This is a genomic window from Paenibacillus sp. BR1-192 (assembly GCF_029542445.1).
GTDB lineage: Bacteria > Bacillota > Bacilli > Paenibacillales > Paenibacillaceae > Paenibacillus_AQ > Paenibacillus_AQ lautus_A.
This window is the reverse complement of the sequence record NZ_CP120718.1, coordinates 6,331,143-6,345,866: the sequence shown is the minus strand read 5'-3', so window position 1 is coordinate 6,345,866 and position 14,724 is coordinate 6,331,143. Positions and strand designations below refer to the sequence as shown.

Annotated in this window: 16 protein-coding genes; 13 read left to right on the top strand and 3 right to left on the bottom strand. The window is 51.8% G+C overall.

Annotated features, from left to right (window positions below; genetic code table 11):
• The first annotated feature begins 1 nt into the window (after position 1).
• The 6 genes from ehuA to P0X86_RS29160 are packed head-to-tail and all read left to right on the top strand — an operon-like array spanning position 2 to position 4,538.
• A complete protein-coding gene (gene ehuA / locus P0X86_RS29185) occupies positions 2-853 on the top strand; it encodes an ectoine/hydroxyectoine ABC transporter ATP-binding protein EhuA (RefSeq protein ID WP_277747111.1) in 852 nt (283 codons plus the stop codon).
• 24 nt (positions 854-877) lie between these two features.
• The gene (gene ectA / locus P0X86_RS29180; RefSeq protein WP_015737574.1) at positions 878-1,390 is read left to right on the top strand and encodes a diaminobutyrate acetyltransferase; all 513 of its coding nucleotides are present in this window, start codon (positions 878-880) and stop codon (positions 1,388-1,390) included.
• Between the two features lie 16 nt (positions 1,391-1,406).
• Complete coding sequence (ectB, locus tag P0X86_RS29175; protein WP_277747110.1) at positions 1,407-2,699, top strand: diaminobutyrate--2-oxoglutarate transaminase; 1,293 nt, start codon at positions 1,407-1,409, stop codon at positions 2,697-2,699.
• The gene (locus tag P0X86_RS29170; protein WP_096776876.1) at positions 2,696-3,088 is read left to right on the top strand and encodes an ectoine synthase; all 393 of its coding nucleotides are present in this window, start codon (positions 2,696-2,698) and stop codon (positions 3,086-3,088) included. The genes ectB and P0X86_RS29170 overlap by 4 nt, the downstream gene beginning before the upstream one ends.
• 14 nt (positions 3,089-3,102) lie before the next feature.
• Positions 3,103-4,011: an ectoine hydroxylase gene (thpD, locus tag P0X86_RS29165; RefSeq protein WP_277747109.1), complete on the top strand. Its 909-nt coding sequence runs from the start codon at positions 3,103-3,105 to the stop codon at positions 4,009-4,011.
• Positions 4,008-4,538, top strand: a complete 531-nt coding sequence (locus tag P0X86_RS29160) for a DUF2179 domain-containing protein (protein WP_015737571.1) — start codon at positions 4,008-4,010, stop codon at positions 4,536-4,538. Before thpD ends, P0X86_RS29160 begins: the two co-directional genes overlap by 4 nt.
• 138 nt (positions 4,539-4,676) lie before the next feature.
• On the opposite strand, the gene P0X86_RS29155 is transcribed toward P0X86_RS29160, so the two are convergent.
• Both P0X86_RS29155 and P0X86_RS29150 read right to left on the bottom strand, forming a co-directional pair.
• Positions 4,677-5,198 (bottom strand): DinB family protein, encoded by a 522-nt coding sequence (locus tag P0X86_RS29155; RefSeq protein ID WP_036663754.1) that lies wholly within the window; start codon positions 5,196-5,198, stop codon positions 4,677-4,679.
• 75 nt (positions 5,199-5,273) lie between these two features.
• The gene (locus P0X86_RS29150; RefSeq protein ID WP_277747108.1) at positions 5,274-6,233 is read right to left on the bottom strand and encodes a helix-turn-helix transcriptional regulator; all 960 of its coding nucleotides are present in this window, start codon (positions 6,231-6,233) and stop codon (positions 5,274-5,276) included.
• Between the two features lie 97 nt (positions 6,234-6,330).
• Between P0X86_RS29150 and P0X86_RS29145 the strand changes: the two genes are divergently transcribed.
• The 3 genes from P0X86_RS29145 (at position 6,331) to rnhA (ending at position 8,011) form a co-directional block, all read left to right on the top strand.
• Positions 6,331-6,987: a hypothetical protein gene (locus P0X86_RS29145; protein WP_277747107.1), complete on the top strand. Its 657-nt coding sequence runs from the start codon at positions 6,331-6,333 to the stop codon at positions 6,985-6,987.
• 104 nt (positions 6,988-7,091) lie between these two features.
• Positions 7,092-7,316: a hypothetical protein gene (locus P0X86_RS29140; RefSeq protein WP_036663762.1), complete on the top strand. Its 225-nt coding sequence runs from the start codon at positions 7,092-7,094 to the stop codon at positions 7,314-7,316.
• Positions 7,317-7,345: 29 nt separating this feature from the next.
• A complete protein-coding gene (gene rnhA, locus P0X86_RS29135) occupies positions 7,346-8,011 on the top strand; it encodes a ribonuclease H (protein WP_096776881.1) in 666 nt (221 codons plus the stop codon).
• 358 nt (positions 8,012-8,369) lie between these two features.
• On the opposite strand, the gene P0X86_RS29130 is transcribed toward rnhA, so the two are convergent.
• Complete coding sequence (locus P0X86_RS29130; RefSeq protein WP_277749099.1) at positions 8,370-9,257, bottom strand: AraC family transcriptional regulator; 888 nt, start codon at positions 9,255-9,257, stop codon at positions 8,370-8,372.
• 149 nt (positions 9,258-9,406) lie between these two features.
• On the opposite strand from P0X86_RS29130, the gene P0X86_RS29125 reads away from it, so the two are divergent.
• From P0X86_RS29125 to P0X86_RS29110, 4 genes are all read left to right on the top strand, one after another.
• The gene (locus tag P0X86_RS29125; RefSeq protein WP_277747106.1) at positions 9,407-10,141 is read left to right on the top strand and encodes a ThuA domain-containing protein; all 735 of its coding nucleotides are present in this window, start codon (positions 9,407-9,409) and stop codon (positions 10,139-10,141) included.
• A 287-nt stretch (positions 10,142-10,428) separates the two neighbouring features.
• On the top strand, positions 10,429-12,228 hold the full coding sequence (locus P0X86_RS29120; RefSeq protein ID WP_277747105.1) for a cache domain-containing sensor histidine kinase: 1,800 nt from the start codon (positions 10,429-10,431) through the stop codon (positions 12,226-12,228).
• A complete protein-coding gene (locus P0X86_RS29115) occupies positions 12,221-13,456 on the top strand; it encodes a response regulator (protein WP_277747104.1) in 1,236 nt (411 codons plus the stop codon). The genes P0X86_RS29120 and P0X86_RS29115 overlap by 8 nt, the downstream gene beginning before the upstream one ends.
• 190 nt (positions 13,457-13,646) lie before the next feature.
• Complete coding sequence (locus P0X86_RS29110; protein WP_277747103.1) at positions 13,647-14,711, top strand: ABC transporter substrate-binding protein; 1,065 nt, start codon at positions 13,647-13,649, stop codon at positions 14,709-14,711.
• Positions 14,712-14,724: the final 13 nt, after the last annotated feature.

Below are 14,724 nucleotides of genomic sequence, written 5' to 3'. Positions count from 1 at the left end.
ATTGAATGCCGTTGTAATCGATGAGCAGGCTGAAGAGGCGAAGAAGCCGGGGCGGGAAAGAAATTCCGTTACGGGCTCACAGCCGATCGTGAAATATGCGGGCGTGACCAAGTCGTATGGCGACCTGCAGGTGCTGAAGGGCATCGATTTGGAGATGCAGCCGGGAGAAAAGGTGGCCGTGATCGGACCGAGCGGATCTGGCAAAACGACGATGGGCCGGATGCTGATGACGCTGGAGGAGCCGACCGAGGGAACCATCGAGGTCGATGGCGAGCTGCTCTGGCATATGGAGGAGAAGGGCAAGCTGGTCCGGGCAAACGAGAAGCATCTGCATCGGATGCGGTGCAACGTCGGCATGGTCTTCCAGCATTTCAATCTGTTCCCGCACATGAATGTGCTTCGCAACGTGACGGAAGCCCCGCGCAAGGTGCTGGGGTTGTCCAAGGAGGAAGCGGAGGAGCGGGCCGTCTCGATGCTGGGCAAGGTCGGTTTGGCCGATAAGCTGAAGATGCACCCGTCCAATTTGTCGGGAGGCCAGAAGCAGCGCGTCGCCATCGCCAGAGCGCTGGTCATGCGGCCGAAGGTGATGGTGTTTGACGAGGTAACCTCGGCGCTGGATCCCGAGCTGGTCGGCGAGGTGCTGGAGGTGATCCGGGAAATCGCCGAAGAAGGAGAAATGGCCATGATGCTGATTACGCACGAGATGGATTTTGCGAAGGAAATCGCGGATCGGGTCATCTTCGGAGCCGACGGCAGGATCGTTGAGCAAGGAACACCCGAGGAAATATTCGATCATCCGAAGAGCGAGCGGCTGCAGAGCTTTCTGCAGCGGTTCCGCTCGAACGGAAATTAGTGCTGGAAAGAGGTGTTTATGTAGATGGCTGTGGATACCGGAACCGAAGTGGTTTACCGAAGACCGGAGGCGCGGGACGGCACCCGGGTATGGGAGCTCATACGCGATACCGGATCGCTTGATCTGAACTCGCCTTATTGCTACATGCTGTTAGGGGATTACTTCAACGATACCTGCATGATCGCGGAGCATGAAGGAGACATCGTCGGTTTTATCTCCGCTTTTCGTTCTCCGCGCAATCCGGAGACGCTTTTTGTATGGCAGGTGGCGGTTGCAAGCTCGCACCGGAGGCAGGGGATCGCGAAGGCGATGCTTACCGGCCTCATGAACCAGAAGGCCTGTCATGGCGTCCGTTTCATCGAAACGACGGTATCGCCCAGCAATATGGCATCACGCCGACTGTTTCTCGGTTATGCCGAGGAGAAATCCATTCCGAGCACCGTAACGGTGGGTTATGGAGCAGAGATGTTTCCGGATGGTACGACACATGAAGATGAGCCGTTATTCGTGATTGGCCCCTTTTTCAATGACATTTAAACAAATGGAGGGAACTATGGACAACCAAGTCATGGAGAAACCGAAGCTTACCGTGTTTAACAAGCTGGAATCGGAAGTGAGAAGTTATTGCCGGAGCTTTCAGACGGTCTTTGACAAAGCCCGGAATGCCAAGCTGTGGGATACGCAGGGCAATGAATACATTGATTTTTTTGCCGGCGCCGGCGCCTTGAATTACGGGCACAACAATGAGAGGATTCGCGAAAAGCTGGTCGACTACATCCTGCAGGACGGCGTTACGCACAGCCTGGACATGGCTACGGGAGCGAAGGAAACGTTTCTGACCCGCTTTCAGGAGATTATCCTGAAGCCTCGCGGGTGGGATCACAAGGTGATGTTTCCCGGACCGACCGGCACCAATGCCGTGGAGGCCGCGCTCAAAATCGCCAGAAAAGTGACGGGGCGCAGCACCGTTCTGTGCTTTACGAATGCCTTTCACGGCATGTCGCTGGGATCGCTGGCGGTGACCGGCAATGCCTTCAAGCGCCAGGGCGCCGGCGTGGATCTGAGCCACTCGGTATTTATGCCGTATGACGGTTACTTTGGCAGCGACGTGGATACGATGGCATATATGGAGAAGCTTCTGGATGATCCGGGAAGCGGCATTCCGCTGCCGGCAGCGGTCATCGTCGAGGCGGTTCAGGGGGAAGGCGGATTGAACGCCGCCAGCCGCCAATGGCTGCAGAAGCTGGCGCGCATCTGCAAGGATAAGGGGATGCTGCTCATTCTGGACGATATCCAGATGGGCTGCGGCAGAACCGGTTCGTTCTTCAGCTTCGATGATGCGGGCATCGAGCCGGACATCGTGTGCCTCTCGAAATCGATCGGCGGCTTCGGCTTGCCGATGGCCATCACGCTGATCAAGCCGGAGATCGACATCTGGGAGCCGGGAGAGCATAACGGCACCTTCCGGGGCAACAATCTCGGATTCGTTGCCGCTGCCGAAGCGCTGAGTTATTGGAAGACGGAGGATTTTCAGCTCGATATCGGCATTCGCGAACATCGGATTCGCCAATCGCTCGAAGACGTCATGAGGGATTATCCCCGGCTTAAGGGCGAAATCCGCGGCAGGGGCATGATCCAGGGGGTAGCCTTTGATAGGCCGGAGCACGCAGGAAGGCTATCCGAAATCGCCTTTGAGCAAGGACTGATTATGGAAACGTCAGGACCGCATAGCGAAGTTGCCAAGCTGATGCCGCCGCTGACCATTGAAATGAACACGCTGGCAGAGGGACTGGGGATTTTTGAGAACAGCATGAAACAATTAGCTGCAGAGGAGAGGTTGTCATGATCGTTAAACATTTGGAAGAAATCGTGGATACGAAAGACGACATCGATACAACGACATGGAATTCGAGAAGGCTTCTGCTGACCAAAGACGGCATGGGCTTCTCTCTTAACGACACCCTGATCAAGGCCGGAACGGAGACGCTGATCTGGTACAAAAACCACGTCGAGGCCGTGTACTGCATCGAGGGGGAGGGAGAAATCGAGGTTGTCGGCGGCGAGACCTATCCCATCAACCCTGGCATGATGTATGCGCTGGACGGACACGAGAAGCATTATTTGAGAGCCCGTTCGCAGATGCGGATGGTCTGCGTATTCAATCCGCCGTTAACCGGCGCGGAAGTTCACGATGAGGAAGGAACCTACCCGCTGCTTGCCCCCATTACGGATTAAGGAGATGATATGCGATGAGTAAAAATCATGCGTCGGCCCTTCAGGAAAAAGAAATGGACGTTTACCCTTCAAGAATGCATGCGGAGCCCCGGATCTTAAAAAGGCAGGATCCGGTCGTACATTCGGAGTGGACGCCGGATGCGCCGCTAACGCAGGAGCAATCCGACTTCTACGAGCGCAACGGTTATTTATTTCTGGAAGGCTTCTTTGATCGGGAGGAGCTTTCGCGATATCAGGAGGAGGCTCGCAGGCTGCAGATAACGGCACGGGACTCCGAGAAGGACGAGGTGATCCGGGAGCCCGGCGGAGACGAAGTGCGGTCGGTATTCGCGGTGCATGAGAGCCACGAAGTGTTCAAGAAGCTGTCCCAGCATCCTAGACTCCTGGCGATCATGGAATATCTCTTGGGAAGCGAGACGTATATCCATCAATCCCGAATTAATTACAAGCCGGGCTTTACGGGCAAGGAGTTCTACTGGCACTCCGATTTCGAAACGTGGCATGTCGAGGACGGCATGCCGCGCATGAGAGCGCTAAGCTGTTCCATTGCCCTGGAAGATAACTATCCTTATAACGGTCCCCTTATGGTGGTGCCCGGATCGCATAAGGAATTCGTGGCCTGCATCGGCCAAACGCCGGAGGATCATTTCAAGGATTCCCTGCGCAAGCAGGAGTACGGCGTTCCGGATCATGACAGCCTGACGCGGATGGTGAAGGAGGGCGGGATCGACACGCCGGTCGGCAAGGCGGGTTCGATCGTGATTTTTGACTGCAACATTATGCACGGCTCGAACAGCAACATCACCCCGATGCCGCGCAGCAATATATTCATGGTCTATAACAGCGTGGAGAACAAGGTCAAGCAGCCGTATTCGGGCCAGAAGCCAAGACCGGAGTATATCGCCACCCGTGATTCTCTATGATCTCGCTGTCGCTGATCGGCTCCATCATCGGCATCAATGTGGTCTATGTCTCGATTTTTTCATTGCGGCTGATTCTGATGATCAAAGGCAGGAGAGGGATAGCTTCCCTTCTGGCCATGCTGGAGGTATTCGTGTACTTGCTCGGTCTCAATCTCGTCCTGCAAAATCTGGACAATCCCTTTAATATGGCGGCCTACTGCCTGGGCTTTGGCCTGGGCGTGTATGCCGGCAGCCGAATTGAGGAGTATCTGGCACTCGGATACATCGTGGTGCAGGTGATCGTCAATTCCGTTGAGACGAACCTGGCCATGAACCTCCGGGAGAAGGGATACGGCGTGACCGCTTGGGAAGCGGACGGCAAGGATGGCAAGCGGCTGGTGCTTCAAGTGCTCGTGAAACGGAAGAATGAGCGGCGGCTGATGGAGTCACTTTCCAAAATGTCGCCGCAAGCGTTCATTATCTCCCATGAACCGAAAAGCTTCAAAGGCGGCTTCTGGGTGCGATTGACGGAAGGTCGCAAATTGTGACAAGCGTACAAACGGGATGTAGGATAAAAAGCCTGCTTCGGAACCGGGTTCCTGAAGCAGGCTTTTTTGGTTTTTGTCGGGCTGAGACCGGCATGGAATTTCAGAGGTCCTGGACTTCCGCCGCTATTCTGAGCGCCATCAGGCGAAGACGGGCTCCGGTTCATTCTGGTACCAAAAAAAAGCGTAATCGGTCATCGCGGAGGAGCTTCCGAGCTGGCGCAGCATGGCGGCAATATTTCCACGATGGTAAGTGCCGTGGTTCACGACATGCAGCATGATCTCGGACAGGCGGGTATCCCGGATGCCGGCATAAGGATTATCCAATCGGATCATCCGCTCCAGGTCAGGCTGCTGGCGGAGAAACGCAGCGTATCGATCCGACAATTCGATAAACCGCAGGTTCAGGTCTTCCAGCGAAATCGCTTCAAGCTCTTCCCGTAGCTGGTAGGCCTCAGCCAATGCAGAGCTCATGTCCTTCCCGGACAAAATGTTCATCCAGCCGAGATCCACCGTGTAGATATGAATCAACGCTTCCGATACGGTCGGAAAGATACTCGTGATGGTCCGATTGTACAATTCGCCCGGAAGTTCCAGCAGACGGTTGAATATGGCCTGGTTGGCCCATACATGGTATTCATACATTTTTACAGGATAGTTCATTAAGATCGTCCCCTTTGGCTTCGTGTTATTTCCTTCTTGGGAACATTGTAAATAAAAAAGTATGACAGCGGACTGTCATACTTTTCCGTACACTTGCAGCATTTTTTCTAATTTGGCTTGCATGCGGATCCTTAAGTCGGCCGGCTCCACAATCTCGATTTCCTCGCCAAAGCTCAGCAGGGTAGACCAGAACCACCAGGAATCCGGATCATTGACCTTGAACGTGAGACGAAGCGAGCCGTCTTCATGAAATTCCCGCTGTACGTCATAGAATTGATCCATCGCTTTGGCCAGGGCCCCGGGGGACACGTGCAGCACGACTTCTACGGCATCGGGCGATGATGCCCAGTTAGACCGTTCGCTCCGCCCATATGGATGTTGCTCTTGAAGCTGAGGTCCGTGCGTATGCTCCTCGGAGTGCTGGCGCATAAAGGGCTCGGCGGAGGGGGACAGCTCCGACATTCTCGAGATCCGGAATTCGCGGTAATCGTTCCTCGTTCTGCAGAAGCCGTACAAGTACCAGGATCCGAATTTATACATAAGTCGCAGGGGCTCGACTTTTCGATAAATGCGTTCATTCTTGGCGCTTATGTATTGAAAGGAGATCACATGCTTGTCCGTAATGGCGCGGCGAAGAAGACGAAGGATTTCGTTGTACGACCGCCAGCTCCCGATATCCATGGACAATCCCTGCGAAGCGGAGTTGGCGGAACGGTCAATGGTCTGCAGGCGCTGAATCGTATCCAGGGCCCGTTCATCCTCGAACACCGTAGACATGCTGTGCAGGATGGTGATCAGGGCGCTGACATCGTAGGAACCGAGCAGGCTTTTATCCATCTTGTATTGCTCCATAATGCCGTATCCGCCGTTGACCCCTTGATAGGATACGACCGGAATGCCGGCGGCGCAGATGGCATCGATGTCGCGGTAGATGGTTCGCTGGGACACGTTATATTTCTCTGCCAAGGCTGACGCGGACAGAATCTCATTGTTCAACAGCATGTAAATCATGGATATGAGCCGCTCCAGTTTCATCGGTACACTCTCCTATCATAATTGGATCTATTCTCCAATGATTCCGTATTATATCATAGGTTTACAGGAGGGAGAGGATTTACGGATGGGCGGGAACATGAAAAAACTACTATTATTAGGGTTGATCGTATTATCGGTTGCGGGAATGTCCGCTTGCGGCGGCTCGGGCTTGTCGGAGAACGAACGGGAGCAGATCGTGAACCAGGTCGAGAAGCTGGAGACGGCGGAATATAAGCTGCTGCATTTTCAAATGGATTATCCGGAGTATTTGGCCGAGGTGGGCGGGATAGTCAGCGAGTCTTACATGCAGGCTATGAGCGACCGGATTATTTTCGGATATAACGAGAAGGAATATCGTGCAAGCGACATGATAGAGATGTCCGGCGAAGAGTACGAGAAGCATAAGGAGCATATGCGGGGGCTGGTCAAATCTTTGGGAATGAACGAAGAGAAGGCCTCGATTCGCATTTCGGACCCTTATGAGAGTGATCAAAGTGGGGAGGTGTTTGTATATGCATCGGAATCCAGGGAACTGAAAGGAAAAACGCTGACTCAAATGAACCGCAGGTATTCCCTGGATAAAACGGAGGGTTCCTGGGTCATCACCGCCGTAGAACAGGATAAGGTCACGATCGGCAGCGATGAGACGGAGACCGACGCCGAAGCGAAGCTGGATGCACTGAAATACCGGACGCATGAGGGAGTGGATGTCAATTACCGGGATAAGATCCTCACGTTTGAGGGATGGAAATAAACGGGCGTCAAAAGGGTGGGCGGAGTCCCGGCGGCTCCGGTTCCATTCCCTTCGATTTTGCCGTACAATATAGGGAGTTCTATAATAGAAGGAGTGTGAGCCTCATGGCCCGTACCAAAACGCAAAAAGCGCTCCGCAAAGCGGAACGCGCCGGCATATGGTCAGCCGTCTCGATGAGAAAGACCAACGAGGATTACGGCGCGCTGTCACAGCATGTGAGAGTGAAGCCGACGAAACAGGAACAATTGAATAAGGTCAAACATCGAAAGCGGATCGGAGACGATGGCGCTTTTTTTGTTGGTTTCGGAGGATGTGATATAGTACGCTAGAGAGGTTAGTTCCAGGATGGAGGTTTATGATGGCAAAGCAAAAATATTACGTAGTCTGGGTAGGCAAAGTACCCGGAATTTATACAAGCTGGGGCGAATGCCAGCAGCAGGTGAACCAATTTACAGGTGCGAAATTCAAGGCGTTCGAATCCCGAAGCGAAGCGGAACAGGCCTATGCGGCAGGGTATAAAAATTACTGGGGGCAGTCCGGAAGCGGATCAAGCAGCTCGGGCTCCAAGAGCAAGAGCTTTAAGCGCAGCAGCGCCTCCGCGGCCGAGGATCCGGGGGAGATTGATTATGACAGCATCTCCGTGGATGTGGGAACGCGGGGAAACCCGGGACCGGTGGAATATAAAGGCGTGGATACGCAGACCGGGGATATTCTGTTCTCGTGCGGACCGATCCAGAAGGGAACGAACAATCTCGGCGAGTTCCTGGCGATCGTCCATGCGCTGGCTTATTTGAAGAAAATCGGCAGCACCAAAACGGTGTACAGCGATTCCATGAATGCGCTCAAATGGCTGAAGCAGAAGAAGGTGGTCTCCACGCTGCCGCGCGACGCGTCAACCAAAGAGATATGGGATCTCGTGGACCGGGCCGAGCACTGGCTTCGAACCAATACATACGAGAACAAGGTGCTGAAATGGCAAACGAAGAGCTGGGGAGAGATTAAGGCAGACTACGGGCGCAAATAAAAGAATGATCCTGTCCCGGAATATGCGAAAAAATCCAAATCTCCGGATGTGGATAATTGCATTCTATAAAACGGATGGAGTCAGCATGAACTGTGCATAACCTATTCTTACGTTACTTTATACACAGATTTATGAACATCATCCCCATTCATTCAGCGCAAGCTGCATTTTGCTCCCTGATTCCAGGGGAGTTATCCAGCGTTTGTGAACAAATGTGGAGAAGTGCAAGGATAACTTCCTATTAACTTGGAGGGGCGGCGGGTTATCCCCAAGGAAGAAGGGGCGCCCGGAACGTTCGCTATGACTTATCCACGATACGCCAACCATGATGCCGGACGCTGGCCCCCGGTCCCCCGCCTTATTCCTTGTCGCGAACCTGCTTATAGTATTGGTTCGGCGACATGCCGACGTATTTCTTGAACACCTTGCTGAAATAAAAGGGATCATCCAGGCCGGTCAGATATCCGATCTCCCCGAAGCTGAGATGGGTGGCCTCGATTAACTCTTTGGCATGATTGATCCGGACCTGATTCACGTATCGCATGATCGTATGGCCCGTGAGCTTGGCAAACACCCGATTGATATAGTCATAGTTGCATTCGAAGCGCTGTTCGATATCCGAGCTGATGATTTTCTCGGCATAATGTTCGTGGATGTAGTCGAGCAGCGCATGCACTTTCATATAGGACTTGGTGTTCGGGCTGTCCTTCTCCAGTTCATCGAACAGGCTTTCGCGGGACAGCTCGATCAGCATTTCCATGAATTTGAGCGCGGTCAAACTGCGGTTAAAGTGCTTTCTCCTGTAAAGCTGCAGCATTTCACTGAGGGCATGGTACATGTGATGAAGACTTTTTCTCTGGGTTAACGTGCAGGTTTTCGGAAAGTACAGCGGCCTGCCGTCATCCTTGCCTGCCGGCTGATTCTCGCTCATGATCCACTGCTTGGCCAGCAGGGATAAGGGCCGTTCGGGCGCCTGCTGAATATCGGGATGCTCAAAATGAATATAGTAGTAGTCGCAGGGATGCTTCTGGGTTCCCTCATGGTCCAGATGCGGCTCAAGCACCAGCATGTCGCCTTTTCGGAGCACATGGGATACGCCGTTCTCCCGCATATGAAGCTCGCCGCTCTTCACGAAATACAGAATATGCTCGTGGGTGTTCCGTTTGAAATGAATCCAGGGGTTCTTATAGGAGACGAAGCCCATCAGTTTGATTCTAGGCACATAGTCAGCGTTCATCGATAGCACGAGTTCCACCCTCTCTCCTTAAAAAACGCGAAGTCGTTTTTGTACAAAAAGAGTAACTTTCACACATTCCCGTTCATTGTAACACAGCCTATACTTGGGTTGAATGTATAAGAGGTCTTTGGATTTCAATTTAAAGGAGGCCGCCATCCTTGGCTAATATCAATGTAACGGTATGGAACGAATACCGGCACGAAAGACATAATGAACTGATCGCTAAGATTTACCCCGAAGGCATTCACCGGACGATTGCCGATTTTCTGGGGAAGGATGCACAGTTCGTCGTACGCACTGCCGTGCTGGATGATCCGGAACACGGATTGACGGACGACGTGCTCGCTTCAACGGACGTTCTGATCTGGTGGGGGCATGTGGCGCATAGTGAAGTACGGGATGATATCGTGGAAAAAGTGCGCCAGCGCGTATTGGACGGCATGGGGATCATCGTGCTGCATTCCGGCCACGGCTCAAAGATTTTCCAGCGCCTTCTCGGCACGAACACCGGCGCACTGAAATGGCGCGACGACGGCGAGAAGGAACGGTTGTGGGTCATCGATCCCGGCCATCCGATCGTCAGCGGGCTCGGAGAGTATATCGAGGTCCCGAAGGAGGAAATGTACGGGGAGCGTTTTGAGATTCCGGCGCCGGATGAGCTGGTGTTTGTCTCCTGGTTCGAAGGCGGCGAGGTGTTCCGCAGCGGCTGCTGCTACAAGCGCGGACGCGGCAAGCTCTTCTATTTCAGACCGGGTCATGAAGCGTTCCCTACCTATCACCAGCCTGAAATTCAGCAGGTGATTGCCAATGCCGTGGCTTGGGCGGCACCGATTCAAGGTGCGAAGACGTCCTATGGCCGGGTATCTCCGCTGGAGTACAAAGCATTGATCTAAAGTTTTGCCTCGCTAGACGACATCCGTATGAGGGTTGAAGTACACCCCTTGGAATGGAGATTGGATTAAACCTTGGGTTTAACCGATGAAATTCTTAGGGGTGTATTTTTATTGGCTGAAGGCATAGAGCTTATCCGATTTAACGGGCATGTCATTCGTAAACGGTAAAGCTGCAGAATCAGGGATCATCTCTGAGAGAAATCAGTATATAGGTGCCAGAGGATTGGTGCATCCGACATTTTATGCTATATTAATCTGAAATTCGAGTGAAAATGGGTGAGCCAGTCATGAACTATTGGATGGATCGTTTGCATGCCATGGAACTAAAGACTAAGCTGATGCTGCTGTTTCTTCTGATTGCGGTCATCCCTCTCGCAGTGTTAGGTATTTTCTCCATTCGTAAAGCCTCTAGTGAAATCCAGACCAAAGCCAATGAAATCATTCTGGAAAACCTATCTCAAATCAACTACAGCCTTAATTACTTCGTCGAAGATATTGAACAGTTGTCCATGTATCTGTACAGCAACAAAGACATTCAGGAGATTCTGTCCAAGCCGGCTGCTCGAAGCGTGGAAGAGAAAGACCGCGACCAGCAGACGGTCGCTGCCATTTTGAACAGCTTCCTCGGTTTTAAATCATGGGATATCCAGCTGTATGTGCTCGGAGAGAACGGAGACCGTTACTTTACGGGAAAATTTATACCAAGCTCCTATCTACGTTATAACGCGGATTGGGGGCTTTTTCGTAAAGCAAGGCTGGCAGGTGGCGATGTGGTCTGGGATAGCCATTATTCCTTGAAAAAATTCGAGGATTACGGGACGGTCCTCAGCTCTGGCCGATTGCTTAAGCAGATTGATACCGGCAAACCGCTGGGGTATTTCATCGTGGACATTATGGAGCCTGCCCTCGCGGATAAATATGAAAGGGCTTACCGGTATGACGGGGGAGAAGTGTATCTTTTGGATGACAAAGGATATATCATTTCTAGCCATCTCTCCAAACTGGAGGTCGGCACGCGCCTCGAGAAACCTTACCTTTCCACCATTCTGCAAGAAAGAAAGGGATTCTTCCGAATAATGGAACAGGATATTGAACATATGGTCATTTATGATACATCCGATACCCATGGTTTTAAATTGATCAATGTGGTTCCTATAAGCGCTTTAACCGGTGAGAGCGCCAGCATTCGCAATTTCACGATATTCATTGTCATATTCGGAGTGTTGATCTCTTACTGCACGGCCTTCTTGCTGTCCGATTACATTACCCGACCGCTCCACAAGCTGCGTCGACTAATGAGGCAGGTTGAGAAGGGAGACCTTGAGGTCACCTTCGATTCGAAGTACCGGGATGAGGTTGGTCATCTGGGCGGAAGCTTTAACCGGATGCTTCAGAGGATCAAGGAATTGATTAACCAGGTGTACGAGAAGCAGCTAAAGGTGCAGGAGGCGGAGATCAAAGCGATTCATGCCCAGTTCACCCCCCATTTTTTGTACAATGCGCTGGATTCCATTAATTGGATGGCGCGGATTCACAGGATCGAGGTGATCAGCAGCATTGCGGTTTCGCTGGGCAGCCTGCTGCGCTTCAGCATCCGGCGAGGAAATACCGTTATCCCCATTCGTGAGGATATGCAGCAAATTCGCAATTATCTGACAATCCAAGAAATTCGTTATCGGGATAAAATTACGATTTCGGTGGAGATCGATGAAGGCATTCTGGATTTATGCATCCCCAAATTGCTAATTCAGCCGCTGGTGGAGAATGCGATCAACCATGGACTCGAGATGAAAGCCGGTCAGGGTAGTCTGCTTATCTCCGGCCGATTGGCGGGAGAGCGGGTGCAGTTCGTGGTGGAGGATAACGGACTCGGGATAGCTCCGGATAAACTGCAGCGCATCCTGCGGGGAGAGTACGTTTCCGGTGAGGAGACCAGCACGACCGGAATCGGACTTCATAATCTCTTGCGGAGGCTGGAACTGCATTTTGGACATGCCTACGTTCTGCATATTGATAGCTTGCCGGGTCAAGGGACGAAGGTCAGTCTAAGTATACCGATTATACGGGAGGCGGTAAGCGATGTTTAAAATTCTGATTGCCGATGATGAATGGATGATCCGCGAAGGATTGAAGCAGACGATCAATTGGGAGGCACTGAATTGTGTTCTGGTCGGTGAAGCGGCGGACGGAGAACAGGCTGTGCAGCAAATTCAGGCGTTTCAACCGGATATTCTCATCTCTGACATTCGAATGCCCGGCATGGACGGTCTTGAGTTGGCATGGTCCGCCCAGGAGTTCTGTCCAGAGCTGAAGGTGATTTTTCTTACCGGATTTGATGACTTTGTTTATGCCCAGCAGGCGATCAAACTCAAAGCCTCCGATTTTGTGTTAAAGCCGACAGATCCCGATACGTTGGTAAAGGCAATTGACAAGGTATGTAAGGAGCTTGTCCGGACGAGGCAGCATGCGAGCGTGATGGAGCAGCTGCAGAGTTGGAAAAGGGACAGGGAATCACTCGTTGTTCAGAAGCTGATTCATGACAGCATGCTCGGAATCACGGATACGGCCTCCTTGGAGATGCTGAAGGAATGGCTGGAGGAGACTGCCGGCTTACAGAAGATACGGGTTGCCGTGGTACAGATGGAGGAAGAAGGCGAGGAGCGGCGGCATGAGCGGTGGCTGCATATAAAGGAACGGTTGTATGCCCGCATTTACGGTCCCTTGATTATGATAGATGAACTGCAAAGAGCGTGCATTATTCCCGATGAAGAAGTGGCAGTGGGCATGTTGAAGGAAACAGTCACCGGATTTGGCCAAGCGCTGGTCTATGCCGGGGTAAGTCTCTCATATGGGGGGATTGAGCAGCTGGACCGAGCATATCAGGAAGCGTTAGAAGTTGTCAGGCATAGAGCAGCAAGTAAACTGAGCGGGGTGTCCGTATACGGTGACATCGAACATCTGGATAATGCTGCCGTGCATTTTGCCGAAGGGTTCCGGCAAGTAGAGGCGTATGTCCAGCATAATTTTAACGAAGATATCAGCCTGCAACAGCTGGCTGCCCGGTTTCACTTGAGCGAGGCGCATTTCAGCCGTCTGTTCCGCAAACGGCTTGGTGTAAGCTTTATAGAATATTTAACCCGGTTAAGAATGGAGCAGGCAAAGAGATTGCTGGGGGACGAGAATGTGAGGATTTATGAGGTTTCGCTTGCCGTGGGGTATCAGGATTCCCGTTATTTCAGTCAAATTTTTCGTAAATATACTGGAGAAACGCCGACGGAATATCGTAAAAGAATGCTGGAATCACATGGAATGTAATATTTGTGTAAGGAAATTGGATGAAGAAGGCCTTTGAAAGCTAAAGGCCTTTTTTTAAACGCTTACATTCACGCAATTAAGCAAAAAATTAAACATTTATGCAATTTTGTCTCGTTGAGAGGTGGAAGCCTGACAGGTATAGTAAATTCGTGGAAGGGAAAATAATACAAAATAAGGGGGATACAAAAAAATGGTGAAAAGATGGCTTACCGCAATCGCTAGTGTGATCATTTTGTTAGGTGTTATTACAGCTTGTGGTGCTCCTGCGACCGAAGGTAAGGGGGAGTCCGATTCCTCGAATTCCAATTCGAATTCCAGCGCGGGTACGGGAAAGCTGACCATTTATTCGCCGAATGCAGCCGAAATCAACAACCCGATTATCAAAGAGTTTCAGGATCGGACAGGTATATCCGTCGATCTGATCTCCGGCGGTACAGGGGAATTGCTGAAGCGTGTGCAGGCTGAGGCAAGCAATCCGCTCGGGGACATTTTTTGGGCAGGAGGAGCCGATTCCTTGGCATCATTTAGCGAATATTTCGAGCCGTATCAAACAAACGAGAAGGGGGATATTTTCCCTGGCTATCTGGATCCGTCCAACTATTGGACACCGTTTAACGCTCTCCCGATGGTAATCACTTACAACAAAGAGCTGGTATCCGAGGATGAGCTGCCTGCATCTTGGGAGGATCTGCTGGATCCCATGTGGAAGGGGCAGATTGCATTTGCCGATCCAGGCAAGTCGGGCTCCTCCTATACGCAATTGGTGACCATGCTGACGGCTTTTGGTAAGGACGACGAGCAGGGGTGGGAGTATGTCAAGAAACTTGTGGCCAATATGGACGGCAAAATTTTGTCGGGTTCCAGTCTGGTCCAACGCGCCGTACCTGACGGTGAGTTTGCTCTCGGCATCACACTGGAAGATGCTGCGCTGCGGTACATGGAAGGCGGCTCGCAGATCGGCATTATTTATCCGAGCGAAGGCACTTCGGCTGTACCTGATGGGGCTGCAATCATCAAAGGAACCAAAAATCCGGATGAAGCGAAGCAGTTTATTGATTTTATTGTCAGCAAGGATGTGCAGGAACTGGTGCAAAAGGAATTTAAGCGCCGCTCGGTTCGAGATGATGTAGAACCGGTGGAAGGCTTGCCTCAGACTGCGGACATCGAACTGGTTGATTACGACTTTAGCTGGGCTTCAGATAACAAAGAAGCCGTTATCAGTAGATTCAACGATATTATGATGGGCAAGGAATAGAGCACAAAGGTGG

Coding starts and splice junctions, on each gene's coding strand:
- ectA (WP_015737574.1), top strand. CDS start 878: ATGGCTGTGGATACCGGAACCGAAGTGGTTTACCGAAGACCGGAGGCG.
- ectB (WP_277747110.1), top strand. CDS start 1,407: ATGGACAACCAAGTCATGGAGAAACCGAAGCTTACCGTGTTTAACAAG.
- P0X86_RS29170 (WP_096776876.1), top strand. CDS start 2,696: ATGATCGTTAAACATTTGGAAGAAATCGTGGATACGAAAGACGACATC.
- thpD (WP_277747109.1), top strand. CDS start 3,103: ATGAGTAAAAATCATGCGTCGGCCCTTCAGGAAAAAGAAATGGACGTT.
- P0X86_RS29160 (WP_015737571.1), top strand. CDS start 4,008: ATGATCTCGCTGTCGCTGATCGGCTCCATCATCGGCATCAATGTGGTC.
- P0X86_RS29155 (WP_036663754.1), bottom strand. CDS start 5,198: ATGAACTATCCTGTAAAAATGTATGAATACCATGTATGGGCCAACCAG.
- P0X86_RS29150 (WP_277747108.1), bottom strand. CDS start 6,233: ATGAAACTGGAGCGGCTCATATCCATGATTTACATGCTGTTGAACAAT.
- P0X86_RS29145 (WP_277747107.1), top strand. CDS start 6,331: ATGAAAAAACTACTATTATTAGGGTTGATCGTATTATCGGTTGCGGGA.
- P0X86_RS29140 (WP_036663762.1), top strand. CDS start 7,092: ATGGCCCGTACCAAAACGCAAAAAGCGCTCCGCAAAGCGGAACGCGCC.
- rnhA (WP_096776881.1), top strand. CDS start 7,346: ATGGCAAAGCAAAAATATTACGTAGTCTGGGTAGGCAAAGTACCCGGA.
- P0X86_RS29120 (WP_277747105.1), top strand. CDS start 10,429: ATGAACTATTGGATGGATCGTTTGCATGCCATGGAACTAAAGACTAAG.
- P0X86_RS29115 (WP_277747104.1), top strand. CDS start 12,221: ATGTTTAAAATTCTGATTGCCGATGATGAATGGATGATCCGCGAAGGA.
- P0X86_RS29110 (WP_277747103.1), top strand. CDS start 13,647: ATGGTGAAAAGATGGCTTACCGCAATCGCTAGTGTGATCATTTTGTTA.